This is a genomic window from Gordonia rubripertincta (assembly GCF_038024875.1).
GTDB classification, from domain to species: Bacteria; Actinomycetota; Actinomycetes; order Mycobacteriales; family Mycobacteriaceae; genus Gordonia; species Gordonia rubripertincta.
Genome location: NZ_CP136136.1, coordinates 1,975,612 through 1,999,751 on the forward strand (window position 1 = coordinate 1,975,612; position 24,140 = coordinate 1,999,751).

A 24,140-nucleotide genomic window follows, 5' to 3' on the forward strand; every position below is an offset into this window, starting at 1 on the left:
TTGATGGGTGACACTGGTGCCATGGCATCGACACTCATCGAAGGAGTCGCCGGGCAGCCCGAGGGCAAGCCCTCGGCGCCGTCTGCCCCCGGATTCGGTGCGGACAGCGCCGGAGACGCCGGCCGGCGCAGGGATCTCCGCAGGATGAAGGCGGTCGCGACCGGCTTCCTGATCTTCGCGGCGGTCGTCTACCTCTTCACCCGTTATCTCGAGCACCGCGACGGCGAAGACGTCGCCGCGTGGGTCGGTTTCGTGCAGGCCGCGTCCGAGGCCGGGATGGTCGGCGCGCTGGCCGACTGGTTCGCGGTGACCGCGCTCTTCCGGCATCCGCTCGGCATCCCGATCCCGCACACCGCGCTGATCCGCAAGAAGAAAGACGACATCGGCGACCAACTCGGCGGCTTCATCGAAGAGAACTTCATGACGCCCGAGGTCGTCGTCTACCGCGCGCAGCAGATCGATCTGCCACGACGGCTGTCGACGTGGGTCGCCGACCCGCGCAACGCCCCGCGGATCTCCGGCGAAGCGGCCCGGGCGATCCAACTCGCGTCGGAGATGTTGCGCGACGAGGACGTCGAGCAGCTCATCCAGGCTGCACTGAAGTGGGTCGCCGAGCCGCAGTGGGCGCCGCCGACCGGCCGCATCCTGGAACAGCTCATCGCCGAGGACCGTCTCGAACCGGTCTTCCAGATGCTCTGCGATCGCGCGCACGAATGGGCGATCGGCAGCCAGGACCTCATCGACCGCGTGCTCGACCGGGACGGCCCGCAGTGGACGCCGAAGTTCGTCAACACTCTCGTCGGCGACAAGATCCACCGCGAACTCGTCGAGTTCACCTACAAGGTGCGCTCCGACCCCGACCATGAAATGCGCCGGGCGATGCACGAATTCGTGGAGAAGTTCGCGAACGACCTGCAGAACGATCCCGAGATGATCGCCAAGTTCGAGGCAATCAAGTTGGAACTGGTGGGTCGTGACGAGGTCACCGGCGCGGCGTCGACCGCCTGGAAGACCGGCAAGGCCGTCATCGAGCAGATGCTCGACGACCCGAACAGCACACTGCGCAACACGTTGTCGGACTCGATCATCCAGCTCGCGACGAGGATTCGCGACGATCGTCCGCTGCAGGAGAAGATGAACGGCTGGGTCGCGCGGGTCGCGCACCACATCGCCGCGAACTACTCGCAGGAGATCATCTCCGTCATCACCGAGACCGTGCGCGGTTGGGACGCCGACGACACGAGTCGCAAGATCGAACTACAGGTGGGACGCGACCTCCAGTTCATCCGGATCAACGGCACCGTGGTCGGTGCGCTCGCCGGTCTCGCCATCCACACGACGTCGGTGCTGATCTTCCATTGACGCCGAATCCCGGTGATCCGTCTGTGATCCGACATCCTGTATTAGCTGTGTGCTTGCACGTGCTAGCAGTGAAGCCGATACTTGGGAAAGACGATCGACCCTGGAACGGAGCGTGATGAAGCGCGACAAGGACGAGGCTGCCCTCGACGCCGTCGTAAACGGTGAGGCCGAGTCCGGCGACTCCGCGGATCAGGTGTCCGACGACGGTGACGGCACCACGACGATGGCGGTCGAGGCCGTGGAGGCCGTCGCGACGGCTGCGCAGGACGCGGTGGCGAATGCGGCGCAGGACATCGGCGCCTTCATCCGGTCCCAGCGGGTGGCCGCCAAGGTCTCGCTCCGGCAGCTCGCCGAACGTGCCGGGGTCAGCAATCCGTACCTCAGTCAGATCGAGCGAGGACTCCGGAAACCCTCTGCGGACGTCCTCGCCCAGATCGCCAAGGGTCTGCGGGTGTCCGCGGAAGTGTTGTACGTGCGCGCAGGAATTCTCGAAGAACGCCCCGCGAGCCCGGTCCGTGATGCTCTCATCGCAGATGACTCGATCAACGAGCGTCAGAAACAGATGTTGCTGGAGATCTACGAGTCCTTCCGCAAGGAGAACGCGATCTCCTCGACTGGTTCCGAGAAAGACGAGTTCCGAGAAGACTGAGGCAGGAGACCTGAATGAGCGAGAACCCGTTGACGACAGCCGTGGGACAGGTGGCCGCCTTGCTGGCCGAGGTCCGGGAGCGCGGGGAGGCGGCGAGCGAACAGGCCCAGTCCAAGCTCGCGGAGACTGTCGAGAACACCCAGTCGAAGCTCGCGGAGACCGTCGAGAACACCCAGTCGAAGTTGGTCGAGACGGTCGGCTCGACGCAGGCGAGGATCTCGGGTTCCCGGGACGACGCGCAGGCGAGGATCGACGAGGCGCTCGCGACCGCGCTGGCGCTCTTCGAGGAGGCCAAGTCGAAGCTGTCGACGCTGCCGGTCGAATTGCCCACCGAGATCGAGGAATTGCGCACCCGGTTCTCGCCGGACGAACTCCGTAAGGTCGCCGAGGCCTATCTCGCCGTCGCGGCCGGGCTGCTGACGTCGCTGTCGGAGCGGCGCGACGAGGCCGTCGGAAAGCTGTTGTCGCAGCCGGTCGTCGGGGAGAATCTGCCGAAGCTGGAGAAGGTCTACAGCGACGCCGTCGGTCTCACCGAAGAGGCTTTGGGGACGATTTCCGAGCAGACGCGCGCGGTGGGTGAGCGTGCGCTCCGGCTGGCCGGGCTGGCCGACGGCAGCGCTCCCGACGGGACGGTCCGCGACGCCAGCGCCGACGCACCGGTGCGAGCCGTTGCGGCGCCGGCTCCGGCCCCGGCGACCAAGGCCCCCGCCAAGGCGACCCCGGTCACCAAGGCTCCTGAAAACAAGGCTCCTGCGGACAAGGCTCCTGCGGACAAGGCCCCGGCGAACAAGGCTCCCGCGAAGAAGGCGCCTGCGAAGAAGGCCCCGGCCGCGAAGGCCCCCGCCGAGAAGGCACCGACCAAGCAGGCGGCGGCGAAGAAGGCTCCGGCCAAGACGACCCCGGCCAAGACGACCCCTGCGAAGACGGCACCGGCGAAGAAGGCTGCTGCGGTGAAGGGTGCCGCGGAACGGGCTGCGGCCAAGAAGGCCCCGGCCCGTAAGGCCGCCCCCGCCAAGGCGACGAAGCCCACGCCGACCAAGGCGGCCGCCAAGAAGACGCCGGCCGCGAAGAAGGCCGCCGCGGCGAACAAGGCGACCGCAGCCAAGAAGACGACCGCGAAGAAGGCCCCCGCCAAGAAAACACCCGCCAAGAAGGCCACTCCGCGCGCCGACTGATCACTGCGCGCACGTTCCGCCCGTGCGTGGCGTCGTGGGCTGCTGCGGCAATCGGGGCGCACGGGAACTAGAGTGTTCGGCGTGGACGTCTTCAGCGTGTTGGCCTATGGACAGAGTCTGATCATGTTGGTCCTGACCGTGGTCGCGGGGATCGCGGCGGTCGTCGCTCTGATCCACGCGGCCATTCAGCGGCCCGATGCCTTCCCGGCGGTCGACCGGCAGAGCAAGGTGATCTGGGGTGGCGATCCTGGCCGCCGCGTCGCTGTTCATCTGGTTCTTCGGTGCGGTGAGCTTCCTGGGCATCATCGGCGTGGTCGCGATGCTCGTGTACCTGGTCGACGTGCGCAAACGTGTCGACGACATCCAGGGCAAATCCTGGTTCAGCAAAAAGGCCTGATGCATCGTGGCGGAGTATCGGATCAACGACCTCGCCGAGGCGTCGGGGGTCAGCGTTCGCAACATCCGGGTCTACCAGGACCGCGGACTGCTTCCGCCGCCCACCATCCGCGGCCGTGCGGGCTGGTACTCCGACCAGCACCTGGTCCGCCTGAACCTCATCTCCCGCATGCTCGAACGCGGGTACACTTTCGCGACGATCAGTGAGCTCCTGCACGCCGCCCACCACGGCATGCGCGTCGAACAGATCCTGCGCGGGTCGCCGAAGGGCGGCCGGTTCCGCAATTTCAAGCGTGCCGCGACGATCACCATCGCCGAGCTGAGGAAGACGCTCAATGCGTCGGACCGGTCCATCGCGCTCAGCCAGAAGCTGGGTCTGCTGGCCAAGGACGGCACGCACTACGCGATCCGCAACCCCGAACTCCTCGAGGGTGCCGAGGTCCTGGTGAAGGCCGGCGTCGACCTGGAGTTCCTGCTCGACCGCTGGGTCCGGGTCCAGGACGACCTCGAGGACGTCGCCAAGAGCTTCGTCTCGATCATCACCGACACCTACTTCGACGAGAACCTGCCCGACCTCGGTGAGCAGGGCGTCAGCAAGATGGCGGACCTCATCCAGACCGTTCGGCCGATGGCCCACGAGATCGTCGAGACGACGTTCCGCCGGGCCCTCGACGAGCAGATCTCGCAGGCGATCGGGCGGGCGGCGACCTACTTCGATGCCGCCACCGGGGACGACGAACCGGACTCCGCGACGCCGGATTCGACCGGTGACCAGCCGGACCCCGGCTATGAGACAACGGATGTTGGTACATTGAACACCGAGACGGGGCGCTGAACGAGGTGCCCCCGCACGGAGCCCGGACCTGAGGTTCCACGTAGCGAGGAGTGCCGGTGAAGCGGAAGTCATTGGTGAATGTCGGCGGGATCGCGACCGCTGTCGGTGCAGGGGTGATCGGCCTCGGGGTCGGTACGGTGCTCGCGGGGATCACTCGGGATGCACTGCGGACCTCGACCGCGGTGGACGACGGCCCCGACGATCTGCTCCGCGAGCCCGAGGTGGCACCACTGCGGCAGGCGGTCCGGACGCTCGACGGCACGGCACTGAACGTCGAGGTCTACGGTGCCGACGACGACGATCCCGAGGGGGACGTCATCGTGATGGTCCACGGCTGGACCTGCAACACGGCCTACTGGTATCCGCAGATCAACCACCTCATCACGCCCGACGCCGGCGACCGTCGCGTCGTCGTCTACGACCAGCGTGGGCACGGGCTCTCGGAGCGGGGGCGGGCCCGGCCGACGGTGGCGATGCTCGGACAGGACCTCGACGCGGTGCTCGAGGCGACCGTCCCGAATGGTCGTCGGGCAATCCTGGTGGGACACAGCATGGGTGGCATGACCATCATGTCGTGGGCTGCCCAGCATCCGGAGAAGGTCGGCACCACGGTGTCCGCCGCGGTGCTTGTGTCGACCGCGGCCAACGCGGTCATGGAGAACCACGGACTCGTACCCGTCGACCTGCCCGCCTACGCACGGCCGTTCACGCCGGTCGTGACCAAGGCGATCACCTCGGTGCCGGTTCCGATCCCGAAGACCCCGTACGGCGTGAAGTTCTCGCACTACATCGCACTCGGCCCCAACGCGCGCAAGTCGCATGTCGACTTCGTCGACGAGATGGTCGGCTCCTGCCCGCCGCGTGCGCGGGCCGGATGGGGTTCGGCGATGGGCAAACTCGATGTGACCGCAGGACTGGAGGCGCTGACGGTGCCCACGGTGGTGGTCGTCGGAACCGAGGACCGGCTCACTCCGCCACGGCACGCCGAGCAGATGGCAGAGGTGCTGCGCCGCAACGGTTCACTGCGGGATCTGATCGTCTACGAGGGTGTCGGGCACATGTCGAGCATCGAGGCGGCGGAGCGCTTCAACGAGATGCTCGACGAGCTGGTCGCCGACGTGTCACGGACCGCGCAGCGGGTCGGCTGAATCGCGCCCGGCCGGTCGTCAGAGCACGCAGTTGACGAAGACCGGCTCGGGTCGCAGTGTGACGCCGAAGGAGTCGAGAACGCCGTCCCGGACCTCGCGCGCCAGCGTCAGTAGTTGCTCGGTGGTGGCCGAACCCCGATTGGTCAGCGCCAGAGTGTGCTTCGTCGACAGGCGGACCGGGGCGTCAGCCGACGGGTAGCCGCGCCCGAAGCCGGCCCGTTCGATCAGCCACCCCGCCGACAGTTTGATCGCGGTGGGGGTGCCGGCGTTGGAGGGGTCGACCGGCGTTCCCGGCTGTGGGCCGGCCGGATAGGACGGGATCGCCACGTCCTCGCCGACCCGGACCGCGATCCGTTCGAGGACGGCGGGGGCGTCCGGGCCGTCGATGATCGGATTGGTGAAAAACGAACCGGCACTCCACGTGTCGAAGTCGTCGGCGTCGAGGACCATGCCCTTGCCGCGACGCAGGCCGAGTACCGCCTCGCGGGCGGTGGCGGCGTCGACGCGATCGCCGGGCGCGACGCCGACCGTCGTGGCCAGTTCGCGGTACCGGATCGGCTGGCTCTCGCGATCCTCGTTGAGCCAGAAGGACACTGCGACCACCACGAAGTCATCGCGGTGTTTGAGATTACTGGTGCGGTAGCCGAGTCCGAGCTCGGTGGGGGAGACCCAGCGCAGGTTGCCCGACCGGCGGTCGAGGACCTGGACCGACCGCAATATGTCGGCGACTTCGACTCCGTATGCCCCGACGTTCTGCACCGGCGTCGCGCCGGCCGCGCCGGGAATCCCCGACAGGCACTCCAGCCCGCCGAATCCCGCCTCGACGGTCGCGGCGACCAGGTCGTCCCAGCCCACGCCGGCGTCGGCGACGACGTGCGATCGGCCCGACTCGCGGCCCGAACCGAACTCGATGCGGCCGCTCGCCAGCACCACGGCGGTGCCGTCGAAGCCGGCGTCGCCGATGACGAGGTTGGACCCGCCGCCGATCACCAGCACCGGTTCGGACTGTTCGTCAAGCTCCTGGATGGTCTCGACGATGCTGCGCGTGTCCGGGCAGCGCACGATCTCGCGGGCGGGGCCGCCCAGACGCAGGGTGGTCAGCTCGGCGAGGGGCGCGCTCAGCGGCGTCTGCGTGTCGGTCACGCGTTAAACGTTAACCGGCGACCGGTAGCGTTCTCTTCATGGCGAGCAAGCTGCAGCACTCGGAGTCCTACCCGTTCTCCACCGAGCGGCTCTGGGCGCTCTACACCACGGAGCAGTACTGGCACGATCTGGTGGAGCGGATGAACTCCGGTCACGGCCACGTCGAGAAGGTGAACATCGCGGGCGACACCGTGACCGTGGAGATGAACCAGGGCATCCCCGCGGAGAAGCTCCCGTCGGCGGTCACCAAGATCATGCCCGGCGACCTCCGAATTCCGCGGAAGAACACATATCGGCTGGTCGGAGGCCGGATCGAGGGCGAGATCCACGCCACGGTCGAGGGCGCCCCGGTGCCGGTGAACGTGAACGGGTCCACCACCATCGCCGGTGATCCGGCGACCAGCGAGTGGTCCGCCGAGGTGTCGGTGAACCTGCCGATGTTCGGCGGGAAGATCGAGAAGGCCGTGGTCAGCGAGCTTGTCGGCCTGCTTGATCACGAGCGTGGTCACACCGTCGATTGGGAATCGGAAAATCCGCTGACGTAGCCTGGTCGTCATGGCACGACGGCTCAGCTACTCCGCTCGGTACACTCACGCTGCGGAGAAGCTCTACCAAGCGCAGAGCATCAAGCAGTACTGGGACGACATGATGGCGGGATTCCAGATGATCTCGCCACACTGCGAGGTCGCCTCCTTCACCTCCGACGAGACCGGGATCAAGGTCGTCCTCAAGCAGACGATCGGTCGCGATCAGCTGCCCCCGCTCGCGCAGACGGTGATGATGAAGGACATGGTCATCACGCGTGAGGAGACCCTCGGTCCGTTCGACCCGGACAACACCAAGGGCACCTACAACGCGTCGATCCCCGCGGGGCCGGGCAGCCTCAACGGCTGGCAGGAACTGTTCCCCACCGACGACGGCTGCACGATCCGCCGGACCAGCGAGGCGAAGGTCTTCGTCCCGTTCGTCAACGGCAAGCTGGAGCAGATGATCCTCATAAACCTGGTCGATCTGTTCCGAGCCGAGGCCGAGTACGCCAAGGACTGGATCGACAAGAACTTGTGAGTCGACTCCCCGGGCAGCAGTCCGGGCGACGGCTGTCGAACAGCCCGATCGGACGGGTGACGCGCGGGACCACCAACATCAACCGTCTCCGGCGGGTGGATCGGTGGATGGCGCATGAACCGGCCGTGATCGCGGCACTCGACGTCCCACATCCCCTGGTCGTCGACCTCGGTTACGGCGCCCGCCCCGACACCACCGTCGAGATGGCCGGCCGGCTCCGCCGCATCGCCCCCGACCTGGAGATGGTCGGACTCGAGATCGACCCGGCACGGGTCGTCGACCCGCGCGACGGCGTCCGGTTCGCGGTCGGCGGCTTCGAGATGGCGGGTCTGCGGCCCCGGGTGGTGCGTGCCTTCAACGTCCTCCGCCAGTACGACGAGACCGAGGTCGACGCCGCGTGGTCGCGGTTGCGTGCGGCCCTGTCGCCGGGCGGGGTGATCGTCGAGGGCACCTGCGACGAGATCGGGCGGCGCTGTACGTGGGTGCTGCTCGACGACGCGGGGCCGGTCAGTCTGACGCTCTGCTGGGCGCCGGAACATTCCGAACGTCCCTCCGATCTCGCCGAACGACTGCCCAAAGCGCTCATCCACCGCAACGTGCCCGGTGAGAAGATCCACGACCTGCTCGTTCTCGCCGACCAGTGCTGGGACATCGCCGCTCCGTTGGCGCCGTATGGGCCGCGCGTCCGCTGGCGTCATGTTCTGGACCTGCTGCGCGAACGCGGTGTCGACTGCGTCGTCAGCCGGCGTCGGATGTCGGACAACGTGCTGACCGTCCCGTGGGAGGCCGTCGCCCCGTCGGCGTAACCGCGGAGGAAGTCGGCGGTACCGACGGTGACGGGCACTACTGTGGCGGCTATGCGTGTGGCGATGGCTCAGATCAGCTCGACCGACGATCCGGGCGAGAACCTGGAGACCCTCCGTGCGGCGACGCGGGATGCGGCATCGCGCGGGGCGCGCCTGGTCGTGTTCCCGGAGGCGACCATGTGCCGGTTCGGCGTTCCGTTGAAGCCGGTGGCGGAGGATCTCGGCGGGCCGTGGGCGTGTGCGGTGTCGGAGGTCGCGAGGTCGGCGGGTGTGACCGTCGTGGCCGGGATGTTCACCCCGTCGGACGACGGGCGTGTGTTCAACACGGTGCTCGTCGCACACCCGGACGGGTCGCGGCAGGGATACGACAAGCTGCATCTGTACGACGCCTTCGGGTTCCGCGAATCCAAGACCGTCGCGGCCGGTTCGGAACCGCTGACCTTCGAGGTCGATGGCGTCACCGTGGGGGTGGCCACCTGCTACGACATCAGGTTCCCCGCCCTGTTCACCAATCTGGCCCGACGCGGTGCGCAGATCGTCGTCGTACCGACGTCGTGGGGCGCCGGCCCCGGCAAGATCCATCAGTGGCAGGTGCTCGCGACGGCCAGAGCGCTGGATTCGACGACGTTCGTCGTCGCCGTGGGGCAGGCACTTCCCCCGGACGAGACGGTCGCCGGGTCGGGTGCGCCGACCGGGATCGGACACAGCCAAATCACAGACCCCTTCGGTACCGTGGTCGCCGCGTACCCGGAGACGGTCGGTGTCGATGTCCACGACCTCGACCTGGAACTGGTCGAGAAGGCTCGTAAACAACTGGCGGTCCTCGCCAACGAGCGAGAGCTGACTGCCGGCGGTGCGGTGCCCAGCAAGGTCGCATCCACCGCCGAACGGCTTCGAGAGTCCGACGACCGAGGACGGAATCCATGAGCGACAACAAGACTCCCGGTGATGACCCCCGAGACCAGGGCGAGTCGCACGATCCCACCGAATCCGCAGGACCCACCGGCAACTCCGAATCCACCGGCGACGACTGGCGTCCGGTGGACGACGCCGACCGCACGAGGTCCGTCGAGCGGACCGCCGGTACAGACGTTCCCGAGACGGGGGAGACCGAACAGTTCCCGACGGCCCCGATCGCGCCGGGGGCACAGGCGTATTCGAGCGTGCCGCCCTCAGCGGCCGACACCACCGACCTGAGCGGTGGGCTCGGTCAGCCGGGCACTTCGCAGTTCGCGCCCGGGGAGACGCCCTACGGCGACGACTCGAGCGAACCGCTGCAGACGCCGGGCAGCGGTCCGGTGCTGACCTCGCCGCGAAAGCGCCGCAGCACGAAGAAGATCGTGGCGCTGAGCACCATCGCCGTGCTGCTGCTCGTGGTCATCGGTGCGGTCGGCAGCGAGCTCTATCTGCGCAACAAGGTGACGAACTGCCTCGAGGAATCGTTCAGCGGTCTGACCGGCGTACCCACCTCGGTGTCGCTGAGCCGCAAGCCGATCATCCTGCAGGGCAGTGGCGACGTCCCGTACGTCCAGGTCGACACCAAGGACGGCTCCGATCCGCAGGGCGTGCGTCTGCACATGCGCGCCGACGGGATCTCCGGTGACAACAGCAGCACCGACATCCGCAGTCTCAGGGGCGACGGCTTCATCCCCTACGAGCGGATCGTCGAACTCAGCAAGGAAGGCGCTCCCGCCGGCGCCGGCGGCCAGAGCACCGGCAACGGCGCGAGCCCGGTCGGTTCGGTCGAGGAGATCACCGGCAACGCGGCCGACGGCACCTTCGAGGTCCAGGCCGGCTTCCCGGTCATGTTCTTCTCCGTCCCGGTCTCGGCGACGATCAAGCCCGTCCTCAAGGGCGGCCGGGTCGAGTTCGAGGTCGTCAAGGCAAGCGCGCTGGTGTTCGGCATCCCGCCGGACTTCGCACAGCAGATCGTCGACCAGATCACCACATCGGCGCTCGGACCGTTCTTCGACGAGGTCCAGGTCGATCAGCTCAAGGTCACCGACACGGGTCTGGAGTTCGCGATCAGCGGCTCGGATGTTCAGCTGACCAACGAGATGACCGGGAACGAACAGCAGTCGGGTTGCTCGGTCTGATCGGCAGTCGCTCGCTTACCGGCGTTCTCCCGGCGGGGCGATGCGGTGAATCCACACCGTCGGCCCGCCGGTGAGCGTGAACTCGCCGCAGACCGGCGCGTCCCACCTGCGGACGTAGACCTCCGACATGGTGGCGTCGGCGGTCCCGGCGACCACCGGTAGATCGTCCCGGCGCCCCATCCCGATGACCTCGTCGAGGAGGCCGGCGAGCGTGCCGCCGCGTCGGCGATCGGGATGTACGAGCGCGAACAGGATCTCGATCGCGCGATCGTCGGTCGCAGCCTCTTTCTGGGACCGGCGCAATTCGGTGAATCGATCGGGGAATCCGTCGAGCGCTCCGACGAAATGACGAATTCGTGCCATCAGTTCGTCGTCGACACGACCGGCCGGGCGGGTCGGATAGGCGAGTGCGATCAGGGCGATCAGGGCGCCGGACTCGTCGAATACGCCTCGGAGCCCGTGGAAATTCTCGGCGACGAGGACTTCGCCGTACCACCGATACGCCTCGCTCGGTGCATCGGCGCCGAGTAGCCACTGATACATCGGGGTCTCCCGCAGACCGTTCTCGAGCAGGTCGAGTGCACTTTCTCGATCGGATTCCGTCAGTGGGCGGGAGCCGTTCCGGGCCGCCTGGATGCCTTGCGTCACCGCTACATATCAGCACATCGGCGAAAACGGTGAGGTGTTCTTACGTCGCGTTCGGGCGGTTTGCGAGACGACGATATGTAGACTTCACAACCGCCTGGCGACCTTCCCGGTATGTGAGGCAGCAATGGATCGGCGACGATATCCGACGCCGATTTTCTCCTGTTCCCGTCGAAGTCCGGAGTGGTCTCGCCCGATGCCCGTTGCACCGTCGTTGAACAGAGGTCAGGTGCGGGCGCTCGTCGGTCTCGTCGGCACCGCGCTGAAGGCGTCACCGTGGGTGGTCGCGGGATTCGTCGTCTTCCAACTCGCCAGCGTTTTCACGTCACTGGCCCAGCCGGCGCTGAACGCCGCGATCATCGACGACGGGATCCTGCGCGGCGACGTGGGAACCATCAAGGTCGTGGGTCTGCTGATGGTCGCGGTGGCCGTGGTCAACCTCGCGGTCTCGCTCGGTGCCACCTACCTCGCCTCGCACCTGTCGGCGAGCTCCGCCCGTGATCTGCGCGGCCGGGTCAACGGCCGGATCGGCATGTTCACCGACCAGCAGGTCGCCCGGCTGGGCCTGTCCAGCCTGCTGACCAGATCCACCGGCGACGTGGCCCAGATCCAGGGCTTCCTGTTCATCTTCCTCACGGTCGTCGTCACCGCGCCGCTCATGCTGTTCGGTGCCCTGGTGCTCTCCCTGTCGCAGGCGTGGCAGATGGCCCCGGTGATCTTCGTGGCCGGGCTGATCCTCGTCGCGCTGGTCGGGGTGCTCGTGCGTCGCATCGTCCCGTGGGCCGCGCGCCTGCAACGTCGGCTCGACACCATCAACCGCGTGCTGCGCGAACAGTTGCGCGGCATACCCGTGATCAGGACGTTCCGGCAGGAGGACCGCGAGCGTGCGCGGTTCGCGGTGGAGAACGACGAACTCACCGACGTCGCCCTGCGGCTGGGGCGGACTCAGGTACTGCTGCTCCCGACCGTGACCGTGGTGTCCAATCTCGCCGGGGTCGCGGTGGCCGCCCTGGGGTGCGATCTTCGTCGACCGCGGGCAGATGCAGATCGGCCAGATCGCGGCGGCGGTCGGCTACCTCGGGCAGATCCTGCTCGCCGTGTCGTTGCTGACCGTGATCGCCGGCGTCATCCCCCGTGCGGTGACCAGCGCGGACCGCATCGTCGAGGTTCTCGACACCGAGGTGCTCGAATCCGGCGACGCCGAGGCCGGGGCGACGTCGCCCGCACCCGCGGTGGTCTTCGACGCCGTCTCCGTCGGCTTTCCCGGCGCCGACGCACCCGCGGTCGACGCGATCTCGCTGACGTGTGCCGCCGGCACGGTCACCGGGCTCCTCGGCGGCACCGGCAGCGGGAAATCGACGTTGTTGTCGTTGCCACTGCGCTTCGCCGACCCAGACTCGGGCGTCGTCCGGTGGGACGGCGCGGACGTGACCGGGCTGGCACCGGCGTGGGTACGCGCACGGACCGCGTTCGTCGGGCAGGGTGCAGCACTGGTGACCGGCACGATCGCCGACAACCTGAGGGTCGGTCGTCCCGACGCGACCGACGATCAATTGTGGGAAGCGCTCGAGGTGGCGGCGGCACGGGACTTCGTCGAGGCGCGCCCCGAGGGCCTCGGGGCGCGCGTCGCGCAAGAGGGGAGAAACTTCTCCGGCGGCCAACGGCAGCGTCTGGCACTGGCCCGCGCGGTCCTTCGACGTCCCGCCCTGTACGTGCTCGACGATCCCTTCAGCGCCCTCGACGTCGACACCGAGCAGCAGGTCATCGCGAACCTACGGCGCGCGCACCCGGAGGCGACGGTTCTGATCGCGGCTCAGCGCGTGTCTTCGGTTCGGCACGCAGACGTCATCGGAGTCCTCGAGGCCGGCCACCTGGTGGCGGTCGGCACCGACGAGACCCTGCGCATCGACAGTGAGATCTATCGCGAGATCGCCTATGCGCAGGCGGTGACCAATGTCTGACGCCAAGCGGCGAGACGGCTCGCTCCGCTGGCTGCTGCAGCAGCTCCATCTGACCCGCAGACGGGCCGTCGCGATCTCGCTGTGCGCCGCTGTGGCGTCGCTCGGGTCTGTCGTCGGTCCGATCCTGTTCGGCGCGGTCACCAACGTGATCGTCGACGGCACGACCGGCGCCGACGATATGGACTGGAAGCGCCTCTGGACGTTGCTCGGGGTGCAGACGGTGATCTATGTGCTCGTCGCCGGTCTCACGTTCACGCAAGGTCAGATGTTGACGATTGCGGTGCAGCGATCCGTAGCGGGTCTGCGCACGCGGATCGAGGACAAGGTCCACCGGCTACCGCTGCGCTACTTCGAGTCGAACAACCGCGGCGTGCTCGTCAGCAAGCTCACCGCGCACACCGACAACGCCGCCACGGTGATCGCGCCGGTGTTGGTCACCGTCCCCACCAACGTGCTGACCCTTCTCGTGGTCACCGTCGTGCTGTTCGTCGTCTCGCCGCTGCTGGCGATCGTCGCGCTCGTCGCGGCGCCGGTGTCGGCCGCGGTGGCGGTCGTCATCGCGCGCCGGGCACGACCGTTCCTGGAGACCCGGTGGACCACCACGGCGGCCCTCACCGGCCATGTCGAGGAGGAGTTGAGCACGCGGCGCATGCTGCAGGCGTACAACGCCGAACCCCTGGCCCGACGCCGCTTCGATGCCCTCAACGAGAAGTTGTTCGGTTCGACACGCTCTGCCCAATGGGCCGCCGGCACCCTGGCCCCGATCCTGACCGCTATCAACGCCGTGGTGTTCCTGATCCTGGCGGTCCTCGGGGGGATCATGGTCGTCGACGGGACCTTGAGTCTCGGCGCCGCCCAGGTGGCCGTGATCTTCGCCCAACAACTGTCCTCGGCTGTTCGCGAACTGGCCGGTTTCGTGACCAAGGTGCAGTCGGGCACGGTCTCGGCGGGCAAGGTGCGCGAGGTGCTCGACGAGCCGGAGGACGGCGCGTCGGAGACCGGCGAAGTGGAACCTGACGCCGGGCGTCACCGTCGACCGCCGGAGATCGTCTTCGACGACGTCGCCTTCGCGTATGAGGAGGGCACGCCGGTCCTCGGTTCGGTGAGTTTCCGGATGGCGCCGGGGACGACGACGGCGATCGTCGGCTCTACCGGGGCGGGCAAGACGACCGTCACCAACCTGCTGCAGGGCTTCTATCGTCCGACCGCAGGGGCGATCACGATCGACGGTGACGATACCGTCGACCTCGGCCCGCACCGGGTGCGCGAGGGCATGGCGGTCGTGACCCAGGAGCCGTGGCTGTTCACCGGGACCGTGCGCGAGAACGTCGCCTACGGGATGACCGACGACGACGCAGTGGACCGTGCGGTCCATGACGGTCATCTCGACCAGATCGTCGCAACGTTGCCGCACGGTCTCGACACCGTCATCGGGCAGGAGTCGGAGAACCTCAGCGCAGGCGAGAAGCAGCTCGTCACCGTCGCCCGGGCCATCGCGGCCTCGCCCCGCATCCTCATCCTCGACGAGGCGACCAGCGCCGCCGATCCCCGCACGGAGTTGCTCGTGCAGCGGGCGCTGCAACGTCTGCGCGCCGACACGACGACCTTGCTGATCACCCACCGGATGGCCACCGCCGCGCTCGCGGACCAGATCGTCGTCCTGGAGGAGGGGACGATCGTCGAATCGGGAACGCACGATGATCTGATCGGTGCCGGCGGCATCTATGCGCGACGCTGCGGCGTCGACGTGGTCTCCGAAGTGAAGTGAATCTATCGAGGTCAGAGTCTTTTCGCGTACGTAAAGATCGTCTGCCTGATACGGATGGACGCATTCATCTCATTTCCGGGAATCGCTCGAGTCGCTCGTGAGGAAACCGTGAGAACGAAAAACCTACCGCTCAGAAAGTTACGGTGAAGAAGGTTGCGGCACAGTTTTGCCGTTCGTTCATGAAACGTTGCAATGACGTTGCTAATCGGCGTTCTGGCCTCGGGATCAATTGGACGATCGTCCCATTAAATCCATTGTTCGTGTTAACCCGCGCCCCTGAGCAGGGATTTCATCCCACTGCTGGATGTCCCGAAGGAATTTTCGTGACAAGTCCTCCGGGATAATGGAGACATTGTCGAGACGGATATGTAATCTCTGTCTCGATCCGCCGCACAGGTGGGAGCGGGTGGGTCCAGACCGAACTTTCCCCCAATGGACAAAGGAGTTCCCATGAGCACTGGAATTGGCGATTCGATCGAAGGCGCTATCACCGACGCGATCACCGAAGCGATCTTCGGCGTGTTCACCGGCTCGCTCGAGGGCGGTTCCGACGAGCCGGCGTAGTCCGACCATCTTCACGAATCGCCTCACGGTCTCGGCTGTGAGGCGATTCGTGTTGAACCGGGCCGAAACGCCGTCGGACGGGGTCCGGCCGGTTGAATGATCCGCGGTGCGCGTCCGCCCGGCGGCCCGACACGATACGGTCCATCTGACATGACCCACGCCCGCCCCGGGGCCTATCGGGGACTCGACGAGGAGGAATCCATGAACCAGCGTCTGCGCAGGTGCGGCGCCGCGATCGCGGTCGCTCTGGGCATCGGGCTCACGCTGTCGGCCACCGGCACCGCCGGGATGGCAGCCGCGGCGCCGAGTCTCGTGACCGCGGGTTCGCCCACCGAACGGGTCACGGACATCGTCGTGCATTCCGATGCGATGAACAAAGACATCCCGCTGACGGTGATCAAGCCCGCCGACGAGTCCAAGCCGCGTGGGGTCCTCTACCTCCTCAACGGCGCGGGCGGCGGCGAGGACGGCGCCAACTGGCTGGCCAAGACCGACATCGTCGAGTTCACCAAGAACAAGAACCTCTACGTCGTCATCCCAAACCAGGGTCAGTTCAGCTATTACACCGACTGGGAGAAGCCCGACCCCGAGCTGGGCGTCCACAAGTGGTCGACGTTCCTGGGCAAGGAACTGCCGCCCGTCTTCGACGCGAACTTCAACACCTCCGGACGCAACGCGATCGGCGGCATCTCGTCGTCGGGAACGTCGGTCCTGAACCTCGCGATCGAGCATCCGGGTCTGTACGAGGCCGTCGGCTCCTACAGCGGATGCCCGACCACCGCCGACCCGTTCGGACAGAACAGCATCCGGCTGGTGGTCGAGGCCCGCGGCGGAGGCGACGCCCGGAACATGTGGGGGCCGTACAACGGACCTGGCTGGCGCAAGCACGATCCGGTCATCAACGCACACAAGCTGCGTGGCACCAAGCTGTACATCTCCAACGCCACCGGCCTGCCCGGGCAGTACGACAACCCGGCGTACGTCAAGAAGACCGACACCCTCGCCGATCAGATCCTGGTCGGTGGCGTCATCGAGGGCGGCACCATGACGTGCACCCTGCAGCTGGTGAACCGCCTGCAGCAGTTGAACATCCCCGCGACGGTCGACCTGCCGCCCACCGGCACCCACTCCTGGGGCTACTGGCAGGACCAGCTGCACCGCTCGTGGTCGTTCTACGAGCGGGCCCTGAACTAGTCGAAGTTCCGAACTAGTTGAAGATCACGGTCTTCCGGCCGTGCACGAGGACGCGGTCCTCGAGGTGCCAGCGCAGTCCGCGGGACAGGACCAGCGTCTCGATGTCGCGGCCCTGACGCACCATGTCGGTCACCGAGTCGCTGTGATCGACTCGGATCACGTCCTGTTCGATGATCGGTCCGGCGTCGAGATCGGCGGTGACGTAGTGGCACGTCGCACCGACCAGCTTGACGCCCCGGGCGAATGCCTGGTGGTACGGGCGGGCTCCGATGAAGCTCGGCAGGAAGCTGTGGTGAATGTTGATCGCACGGCCGGCCCACGCTTCGCACAGTTTCGGGGGCAGGATCTGCATGAACCGTGCGAGGACCACGGCGTCGGGCTGGTAGCCGTCGACGATCCGGGCGAGTTCGGCAAAGGCATCGGCCTTGCGCTCACCGAACGGGACATGGTGGAACGGGATCTCGAAACGTGTTGCCAGCTCTTCGAGTTGGGGGTGGTTGCCGACGACGGCCCGGATGGTCGCCGGCAGCTCGCCTCGATGCGCACGACCGAGAAGGTCGAGGAGGCAGTGGGTTTCCTTGCTCACCAGCAGCACGACGGACTTGGTGTCACGGGTGTCGGTGAGGCGCCACTCGGTCTCGGGGCCGAGTTCGGAGGCGACCTCTTCGGCGAAGCGTGCGCGGAGTTCGTCGGCGGTGAACGACACCTCGTCGGCGCGGATGGCCTGCCGGGTGAAGAACCAGCCGGTGTCGTCGTCGGAGTGGTACGCGGCCTCGGTGATCCAGCCCCCGACGTCGGTCAGGAAGGTCGAGATGCGGGCGACGATGCCCGTGCGGTCGGGGCAGCCGAGCGTCAGCACATAGCGATGCTCGGTCTGGTCGGTGGGGGTCAGCTGTCCGCTTGTCACGACCCACAGTGTGCCAAGCTCGTCGATGTGACGAACACGGACCTGCGGCGTAGCGACGTCGCCGCCATCATCGACCACACACTTCTCAAGCCCGAGGCCACCCGCGCGGACGCGGAGGCCACCGTCGCCGAAGCCGCCCGTCTCGGCGTGTTCGCGGTGTGCCTGTCGCCGTCGATGCTCCCGATCGACACCGGTGAGCAGCGGACCTGCGTGGTCGCCGGCTTTCCCTCGGGTAAGCACCACTCGCTGGTCAAGGCCGCCGAGGCCCGGCTGGCGGTGGACTCCGGGGCGCAGGAGATCGACATGGTGATCGATGTCGGCGCGGCGGTCGACGGCCGATTCGACGAGGTGTTCGCCGACGTCCTGACCGTGCGCGAGGCGGTCGGGGATTCGACGCTGCTCAAGGTGATCATCGAGTCCGCGGCGCTCCTGCAGCTCGCCGGTCCCGACACGGTGACCGAGGTGTGCCGCCGTGCCGAGCAGGCCGGCGCGGGAATGGTGAAGACCTCGACCGGTTTCCATCCCGCGGGCGGCGCGAGCGTGGAGGCGGTTCGCCTCATGCGCGCCGCGGTCGGCGACCGCGTCGGGGTGAAGGCGAGCGGTGGCATCCGGACGGCCGAGTTCGCCGCCGAACTCATCGCGGCGGGCGCCACTCGGCTGGGCCTGTCGTCGTCAGCGGCCGTGCTCGACGGCTTTCCCGCGTAGCACGTCGGCCATCACCAGATCGGCGTTGATCGCCGCACCGGCCGACACCCCTTCGCCCATCGCGACGGTCACCACCGCGTTGAGTGTGGTGTTGTTACCCGCCGCCCAGACGCCGGGGATCGCGGTCGCGCCCATCGGTCCGGTCTCGATGACCTCACCCATCGGGGTCTGCGACAGCGTGCCGCCGAGTCGTTCGTAGAGGTCGCCGCGCACCGCAAATCTCGGTGCGACGACGACGGCGTCCGCCTTCAGGACCGTGCCGTCGGACAGTTCGACGCCGTCGAGGCGAGCCGTACCGGCGTCGTCCCGGGTGCGAAGCCGCTTGACGGTGTCGTCGATGATCGACACCCCGGCGGCGGCCAGGTTCGTGCGGTCCTCGCCGCCGATGGCTTCCGGAGCCTGCGCGACGAGGGTGACGTCGTCGCTGAGCTGTGTGAACAGCAGTGCCTGGTGGGCGGACATCGGGCTCGTCGCGAGCACCACGACCCGGGAACCGCGAGCCTCGTAGCCGTGGCAGTACGGACAGTGCAGCGCGTCGCGCCCCCAGAGTTCGGCGACGCCGGGGATCTCGGGCAACTCGTCGACGAGGCCCGTCGCCAGCAGGAGGCGTCGCGCCCGCACCGTTCCGCCGGATGCCAGCGAGAGGATGAACCGATCGCCGTCCGGGCGGGCGTCGACGACGGTGTCGGAGCGGACCTCTCCGCCATAGCCGCGGACCTCGTCGCGTCCTCGGGACAGTAGGTCGAGCGGGGAGATGCCCTCCTGACCCAGCACGTTGTGTGCGCCCTCGGCCGGTGCGTTGCGCGGATCACCACTGTCGATGACGACGACGGAACGCAGGGAACGGGCCAGTGTGGTCGCGGCGCTCAACCCCGCGGAGCCCCCGCCGATGATGGCGACGTCGTGATCGCCGGCCGGCCGCGCTATCCACAGCCGGCGTCCGGCGGTGAGGGTGAGGTCGGCGCGCCGATGCAGCGACGCGGGGTCATCGGGGTCGATGAGGGAATCGAGAAGTGCCAGGTCGGAATCCGCGAGCACCTCGGCCAGTCGGTGCCGGAACTGACCGAACCAGTGGACCGCGTACCGGGCGATGGTCTCGTTGGGGCCGGTACGTGCGATGCGGATCGTGTCGCGGTGGACGACGTCGTGGCCTGCCTCGCCGAGGGTTTCGGTCCAGTCGGCGAGCGCCTCCCATCCGGCACCGGCCGCGGCCTGGTGGCAGCGGTCCTCGAGCGTGCCCAGGGCCGAGTCGGCATCGGGCGCGAAGCGAGGGAGGCCGTCCATCTCGACGATCGCGACGACGCCGCCCGGAGCGAGCGCGGACGCGGACTCGCGCAGGAGAGCCGCGGGGTCGGCGACATGGTGCAGCGACAACGCGGCCCAGATGACGTCGGGGGAGTGCAGCGGTGGCAGACCGTCGTCGAGGTCGGCGACCACGGTGGTGGTGCGCGACTCGAATCCGCCGGCGCGGGCCCGTTCGCCGACGCGAGTGATCATCTCCGCGGCGCTGTCGACCGCGATGAGGTGGGTTGCACCGAACCGGCGGGCGAGGGCCTCGGTGCCGGTGCCGGTTCCTGCGCCGAGGTCGACGATCCGTTGCGGTGCCCGTCCGAGATGTCGGGTGATCACGGTGGCCGCGTCGTCGATGTAGCTGCCGAGGAGTTCGGCATCGAGGTCGAGCGCCGACGCCAGGTGGTCGTGGTCATGGTCGTGTCCATGGGAGCGGGAATGCGAGTGGGTCATGGCGTCGACGGTAGCGCGTCCATGCTCTATGGGCATACAGTCTTGCCTATGACGCAAGAACTCGACGCGGTGGTCCGGCAGCGCATTCGTGGTCTCCGGCTGGCCAAGGGCTGGACCCTCGATGCGTTGGCCGCGCGGTGCTACCTCTCCCCGTCGACGCTGAGCCGTATCGAGACCGGTCACCGCCGGGTCGCGCTGGACCAGCTGGTCCCGATCGCACGGGCGCTGGGAACGACACTGGATCAGCTCGTGGAACCCGCCGATGACACCGACGTCGTGATCCGTCCCCAGCCGCACACCGCCGAGGGGATGACGATATGGCTGCTGTCCCGGGAGAACAGCCCGCAGGGGGTGACGGTCGCGAAGATGCGCTTCGAGCGTGAACAACCGCTCGGGGACCTGCGGGTTCACCCCGGTCGGGAATGGTTCACGGTGCTTTCCGGAACGGTGCGGCTCCTGCTCGGCGACCGCGCGATCATCGTCCCGGAGGGGGATGCGGCGGAATTCTCGACCATGATCCCGCATGCGATCTGCGCTCACGACGGCCCGGCCGAGGTGCTGTCGATCATGGACCACGCGGGCGAGCGCGCCCACATGCCGTCCGCGACGACCGCCGCCGACGATCCGCAACCGTGAGTCGTCAGCTCCGCGAACGACAACCGCAGATCGGTAGGCTTGTTCGGGTGATGACTTCTCAGGCCCCGGTGAACCGACGTGCTGTGCTCGCCGCGGCGGGGGTCGGCGTACTCGGGGTCGCGATCGCGGCGTGTACGGGTTCCGGTTCCGGCGCGGGCGACGACAAACCTGCCGAGCCGAAGGTCCAACTGACCTTCACCCCTCCGCTCGACGGTGAGGCGCCCAGTCCGATCGCCGAGATCGGCGTGCAGGCCGAGGACGGCACGCTCAACCCGGATGTGAAGCTGACGAACCCCCGTGGGCGGGTGGTGAACGGGCGATTGTCGGAGGACCGGACGAGCTACACCATCGCCGAGCCCCTGGGATACGGCACCGAATACACGTGGAGCGGGACGGCCATCGGGACCGACGGCAAGACCGTGCCGGTCGCCGGGAGCTTCACCACCCTCGAACCGTCGAGCCAGCTGAACGTCGTGGTCAACATCGGCGATGGTCAGGAGGTCGGCATCGCCGCGCCGATCATCCTGAAGTTCAACGGAACCGTCGAGGACAAGGAAGCGGTGGAGCGGGCGCTCACCGTCACGACCACGCCGCCCACCGAGGGGTCGTGGGCGTGGCTCGGCGAGGACAACGGTTCACGCGTCCACTGGCGTCCCCGCGAGTACTGGGCACCCGGCACCAAAGTCCACATGGACGCCAAGCTGTACGGCCTCGATCACGGTGGCGGCGCCTTTGGGGCCGCGGACGTGACGAGCGACTTCTCGATCGGCCGCGCGCAGGTCGTGAGGGCCGTCGAGTCCTCGCACCGCATCGACGTGCTGCGTGACGGCGTCGAACTGATGTCGTTGCCCTGCAGCTACGGCGGCGGCGACCTCGACCGCAACGTCACCCGTTCCGGCATCCACGTGGTCACCGAGAAGTACGAAGAGTTCTTCATGAGCAACCCGGCGGCCGGTTACTTCAACATCCGGGAACGCTGGGCCGTGCGCATCTCCAACAACGGCGAGTTCATCCACGCCAACCCCGAGACGGTCAACGTCCAGGGCACGGCGAACGTCACCAACGGGTGCATCAACCTGTCCGAGGCCGACGCCGAACGTTACTTCCGGGTGGCCGTCTACGGTGACCCGGTCGAGGTCTCGGGTACGCGAATCCCGTTGTCGGAGGCCGACGGTGACATCTACGACTGGATCTTCGACTGGGAGACCTGGCAGGGCATGTCGGCGATCAAGGGTGAGGTGACGGAGTCGTCGGTGCCGGCGACGCCGAGCGGCGCCCCGACCTCCAACGTTCCCGCTCCCCGCTAGCCGGTCTTGATGTTCCGGCGAGCCGACGCCTGATCGCGCGGCATGAGGACGATCTGGTCGAGGTTCACGTGCGGCGGCCGTGACGCGACGAAGCCGACGACCTCGGCGACGTCACCCGCGGTCAGCGGGGTCAGGCCCTGGTAGACGGCGTCGGCGCGTTCCTTGTCGCCCTCGAACCGCACGAGTGAGAAGTCGGTCTCGACCATGCCCGGGCAGATCTCGGTGAGACGCACCGGCTTGCCGAGGAGTTCGTATCGCAGAGTGCGGTGGGTGACCGCCTGGGCGTGCTTGGCCGAGGTGTAGCCGGAGCCGTTGTCGTAGGCCTCCAGCGCTGCGATCGAGGTGATCGCGACGATCAGTCCGTCCCCGGATGCGATCAGTGCGGGGAGGAGGGCCTTCGTGATCCGCAGGCTGCCCAGGACGTTGGTCTCCCACATCCAGCGCCAGTCGTCGAGGTTCGCGGTGGACACCGGGTCGAGGCCCTTGGCGCCGCCGGCGTTGTTCACGAGCACATTCACGCGGTCCAGGCCTTCGACGAACGCGGCGACCGAGTCCTCGTCGGTGACGTCGAGCTGCTTTCCGGTTCCTCCGATCTCGGCGGCGAGCGCCTCGACGCGATCGACGCGTCGTGCGCCGAGCACCACGTGGTAGCCCTGCTCCGCCAGTTGGCGAGCAGTGGCGGCACCGATCCCGGAACTCGCGCCGGTGACGACGGCGATCGGTCGCTGGTCGGTGGTCTTGGCGGTGGCGTCGGTGGCGGTGTCAGGGCTCATGGGCCCACCTTACGATGCGTGCCAACCTCGCCCATGACACCGCCGGAAGCCTCGGCGTGCACTCGCGCACTGCTACATTCGTCCCATGCGTGGGGGAGTGATCCCGGCGGCGCTGCAACTGACGTCCACTCCGGCGGCCGCGGTGTTGCACGCGATCCGGGTCGGTGGGCCGGTGACCAGGGATCAGCTCGCCTCGACGACCGGGCTGTCCGCCGCGACGATCAACCGTCAGGTCCATGCGCTCGCCGCCCACGGTCTCGTCGCCGAACGTCCCGATCTCGCGGGGCCGAAAACCATTGGCAGGCCGAAGAACCCGCTGACCATCGACCGGGATTCGCTGTGCGTCGCGGGACTGCACATCGGTGCGCGGCGCGCGGTCCTGGTCATCGCGGATCTCGGTGGACGCACCCTGCACAGCCATGCCGTGCTCACCCCGTCGGGTGACCAGCAGGAGGCGATCGAGCAACTGTGCACGCAGCTCGCCGAACTCGCCGGCCGGTTCGGCGGACGCCGTCTGCTGTGGGGCGGTGTGGCGCTCGGCGGTGCGGTGGACGCGGAGACGGGTGTGGTGGATCACCGGGTTCTCGGGTGGCATCAACTTCCGGTGGGCGAAACCCTTGCGGACCGACTCGACACCCCGGTGTCGGTGTGTGAGCACGTGGAGGCGATGGCCGCCGCGGAACTCCTGCTGGCCGGATCGCGCGACGAATCAGGCACCGGACTGTTCTTCTACGCACGCGAGACCGCCGGTATGGCAATGACTCTCGAAGGCCGGGTCCACGTCCCCGAGCGAGGGGCCGGGACCATCGCGCATCTGCCCGTGTCCGCGCCGGTGCTCGCCCCGGGACACACCCGGGTGCGGCTGCAGAACGTCATCGGCGACGCCGCCGCCCAGGCGGCAGCCCACCGCCTCGGCATCGATCCGGGCTCGTCGCGCATCGTCGACGAACGCGCGCGGGTCCTCGGGGAGGCGGTCGCGATGATCCGCGACGTGATCAACCCGGACACGATCGTCGTCGCCGGCGACGCGTTCTCAGCGCACCCGCACGGACTTGCCCCGGTGCAGGCGTCGTTCGACGAGGCGTCGACGCTCGACCGGCCGCTGGAGATCGCGCCGTCGAGATTCGGTGTGCACGTTCAGGAGAGCGCCGCGGTCGTGGTCGCCCTCAGCGTCATCTACGCCGATCCGATCGCCGCTGTCGCCACACTCTGAAACGGCATGTCGTTCGCGTGCGGCACCGCCGTATGTGCCGGGCGGGAAG

At 67.8% G+C, this 24,140-nt stretch carries 21 protein-coding genes and 2 pseudogenes; 18 read left to right on the forward strand and 5 right to left on the reverse strand.

The window, feature by feature from the left end:
* Positions 1-21 precede the first annotated feature (21 nt).
* From RVF83_RS08955 to RVF83_RS08980, 6 genes and pseudogenes are all read left to right on the forward strand, one after another.
* Positions 22-1,362 (forward strand): DUF445 domain-containing protein, encoded by a 1,341-nt coding sequence (locus RVF83_RS08955; protein WP_039881050.1) that lies wholly within the window; start codon positions 22-24, stop codon positions 1,360-1,362.
* Between the two features lie 115 nt (positions 1,363-1,477).
* The gene (locus tag RVF83_RS08960; RefSeq protein WP_005200282.1) at positions 1,478-2,011 is read left to right on the forward strand and encodes a helix-turn-helix domain-containing protein; all 534 of its coding nucleotides are present in this window, start codon (positions 1,478-1,480) and stop codon (positions 2,009-2,011) included.
* 14 nt (positions 2,012-2,025) lie between these two features.
* Complete coding sequence (locus RVF83_RS08965) at positions 2,026-3,186, forward strand: hypothetical protein (protein WP_005200280.1); 1,161 nt, start codon at positions 2,026-2,028, stop codon at positions 3,184-3,186.
* A 72-nt stretch (positions 3,187-3,258) separates the two neighbouring features.
* Positions 3,259-3,583 (forward strand): annotated as a pseudogene (locus RVF83_RS08970) (DUF2516 family protein).
* A gap of 6 nt (positions 3,584-3,589) precedes the next feature.
* The gene (locus tag RVF83_RS08975) at positions 3,590-4,417 is read left to right on the forward strand and encodes a MerR family transcriptional regulator (RefSeq protein WP_005200276.1); all 828 of its coding nucleotides are present in this window, start codon (positions 3,590-3,592) and stop codon (positions 4,415-4,417) included.
* A gap of 56 nt (positions 4,418-4,473) precedes the next feature.
* Positions 4,474-5,565 (forward strand): alpha/beta fold hydrolase, encoded by a 1,092-nt coding sequence (locus tag RVF83_RS08980; RefSeq protein ID WP_039881075.1) that lies wholly within the window; start codon positions 4,474-4,476, stop codon positions 5,563-5,565.
* Between the two features lie 18 nt (positions 5,566-5,583).
* Here the strand turns inward: RVF83_RS08980 and RVF83_RS08985 are convergent, their stop codons facing one another.
* On the reverse strand, positions 5,584-6,708 hold the full coding sequence (locus tag RVF83_RS08985; RefSeq protein WP_005200272.1) for a UDP-N-acetylmuramate dehydrogenase: 1,125 nt from the start codon (positions 6,706-6,708) through the stop codon (positions 5,584-5,586).
* 38 nt (positions 6,709-6,746) lie between these two features.
* Between RVF83_RS08985 and RVF83_RS08990 the strand changes: the two genes are divergently transcribed.
* The 5 genes from RVF83_RS08990 to RVF83_RS09010 all read left to right on the forward strand — a co-directional run bounded on the left by RVF83_RS08990 (position 6,747) and on the right by RVF83_RS09010 (position 10,675).
* Positions 6,747-7,253, forward strand: a complete 507-nt coding sequence (locus RVF83_RS08990) for a DUF2505 domain-containing protein (RefSeq protein WP_005200270.1) — start codon at positions 6,747-6,749, stop codon at positions 7,251-7,253.
* 10 nt (positions 7,254-7,263) lie between these two features.
* Complete coding sequence (locus tag RVF83_RS08995) at positions 7,264-7,773, forward strand: DUF2505 domain-containing protein (protein WP_005200268.1); 510 nt, start codon at positions 7,264-7,266, stop codon at positions 7,771-7,773.
* A 107-nt stretch (positions 7,774-7,880) separates the two neighbouring features.
* A complete protein-coding gene (locus RVF83_RS09000) occupies positions 7,881-8,579 on the forward strand; it encodes a class I SAM-dependent methyltransferase (protein WP_247602352.1) in 699 nt (232 codons plus the stop codon).
* A gap of 51 nt (positions 8,580-8,630) precedes the next feature.
* The gene (locus RVF83_RS09005; RefSeq protein WP_039881047.1) at positions 8,631-9,506 is read left to right on the forward strand and encodes a carbon-nitrogen hydrolase family protein; all 876 of its coding nucleotides are present in this window, start codon (positions 8,631-8,633) and stop codon (positions 9,504-9,506) included.
* Positions 9,503-10,675 (forward strand): hypothetical protein, encoded by a 1,173-nt coding sequence (locus tag RVF83_RS09010; RefSeq protein WP_005200263.1) that lies wholly within the window; start codon positions 9,503-9,505, stop codon positions 10,673-10,675. The genes RVF83_RS09005 and RVF83_RS09010 overlap by 4 nt, the downstream gene beginning before the upstream one ends.
* A 15-nt stretch (positions 10,676-10,690) precedes the next feature.
* Here RVF83_RS09010 and RVF83_RS09015 read toward each other — a convergent pair whose 3' ends face one another.
* Positions 10,691-11,323 (reverse strand): hypothetical protein, encoded by a 633-nt coding sequence (locus tag RVF83_RS09015; RefSeq protein WP_005200261.1) that lies wholly within the window; start codon positions 11,321-11,323, stop codon positions 10,691-10,693.
* Between the two features lie 193 nt (positions 11,324-11,516).
* Between RVF83_RS09015 and RVF83_RS09020 the strand changes: the two are divergent.
* From RVF83_RS09020 to RVF83_RS09030, 3 genes and pseudogenes are all read left to right on the forward strand, one after another.
* A pseudogene (locus RVF83_RS09020) lies at positions 11,517-13,281 on the forward strand (ABC transporter ATP-binding protein).
* A complete protein-coding gene (locus tag RVF83_RS09025; RefSeq protein WP_005200257.1) occupies positions 13,274-15,049 on the forward strand; it encodes an ABC transporter ATP-binding protein in 1,776 nt (591 codons plus the stop codon). Before RVF83_RS09020 ends, RVF83_RS09025 begins: the two are co-directional and overlap by 8 nt.
* A gap of 765 nt (positions 15,050-15,814) precedes the next feature.
* Positions 15,815-16,807 (forward strand): alpha/beta hydrolase, encoded by a 993-nt coding sequence (locus tag RVF83_RS09030; RefSeq protein WP_039881073.1) that lies wholly within the window; start codon positions 15,815-15,817, stop codon positions 16,805-16,807.
* A gap of 13 nt (positions 16,808-16,820) precedes the next feature.
* Here the strand turns inward: RVF83_RS09030 and purU are convergent, their stop codons facing one another.
* On the reverse strand, positions 16,821-17,714 hold the full coding sequence (purU, locus tag RVF83_RS09035) for a formyltetrahydrofolate deformylase (RefSeq protein WP_005200253.1): 894 nt from the start codon (positions 17,712-17,714) through the stop codon (positions 16,821-16,823).
* Here purU and deoC point away from each other — a divergent pair.
* Entirely contained in the window at positions 17,673-18,419 is a 747-nt protein-coding gene (gene deoC / locus RVF83_RS09040) for a deoxyribose-phosphate aldolase (protein WP_039881070.1), read from the forward strand. The genes purU and deoC overlap by 42 nt on opposite strands.
* Here the strand turns inward: deoC and RVF83_RS09045 are convergent.
* Positions 18,387-20,162, reverse strand: coding sequence for an FAD-dependent oxidoreductase (locus RVF83_RS09045; RefSeq protein WP_306302380.1), 1,776 nt, complete (start codon positions 20,160-20,162; stop codon positions 18,387-18,389). The genes deoC and RVF83_RS09045 overlap by 33 nt on opposite strands.
* A gap of 48 nt (positions 20,163-20,210) precedes the next feature.
* Between RVF83_RS09045 and RVF83_RS09050 the strand changes: the two genes are divergently transcribed.
* Positions 20,211-20,798 carry a helix-turn-helix domain-containing protein gene (locus RVF83_RS09050; RefSeq protein WP_005200248.1) on the forward strand — a complete coding sequence of 196 codons (588 nt, stop codon included), beginning with the start codon at positions 20,211-20,213 and terminating at the stop codon, positions 20,796-20,798.
* 50 nt (positions 20,799-20,848) lie between these two features.
* On the forward strand, positions 20,849-22,105 hold the full coding sequence (locus tag RVF83_RS09055; protein WP_039881043.1) for a L,D-transpeptidase: 1,257 nt from the start codon (positions 20,849-20,851) through the stop codon (positions 22,103-22,105).
* Here the strand turns inward: RVF83_RS09055 and RVF83_RS09060 are convergent.
* Positions 22,102-22,878 carry an SDR family NAD(P)-dependent oxidoreductase gene (locus RVF83_RS09060; RefSeq protein WP_005200244.1) on the reverse strand — a complete coding sequence of 259 codons (777 nt, stop codon included), beginning with the start codon at positions 22,876-22,878 and terminating at the stop codon, positions 22,102-22,104. The two genes, RVF83_RS09055 and RVF83_RS09060, sit on opposite strands and share 4 nt — an antisense overlap.
* Positions 22,879-22,963: 85 nt before the next feature.
* Between RVF83_RS09060 and RVF83_RS09065 the strand changes: the two genes are divergently transcribed.
* Complete coding sequence (locus tag RVF83_RS09065) at positions 22,964-24,091, forward strand: ROK family transcriptional regulator (RefSeq protein ID WP_039881041.1); 1,128 nt, start codon at positions 22,964-22,966, stop codon at positions 24,089-24,091.
* The last annotated feature ends 49 nt before the right edge of the window (positions 24,092-24,140 follow it).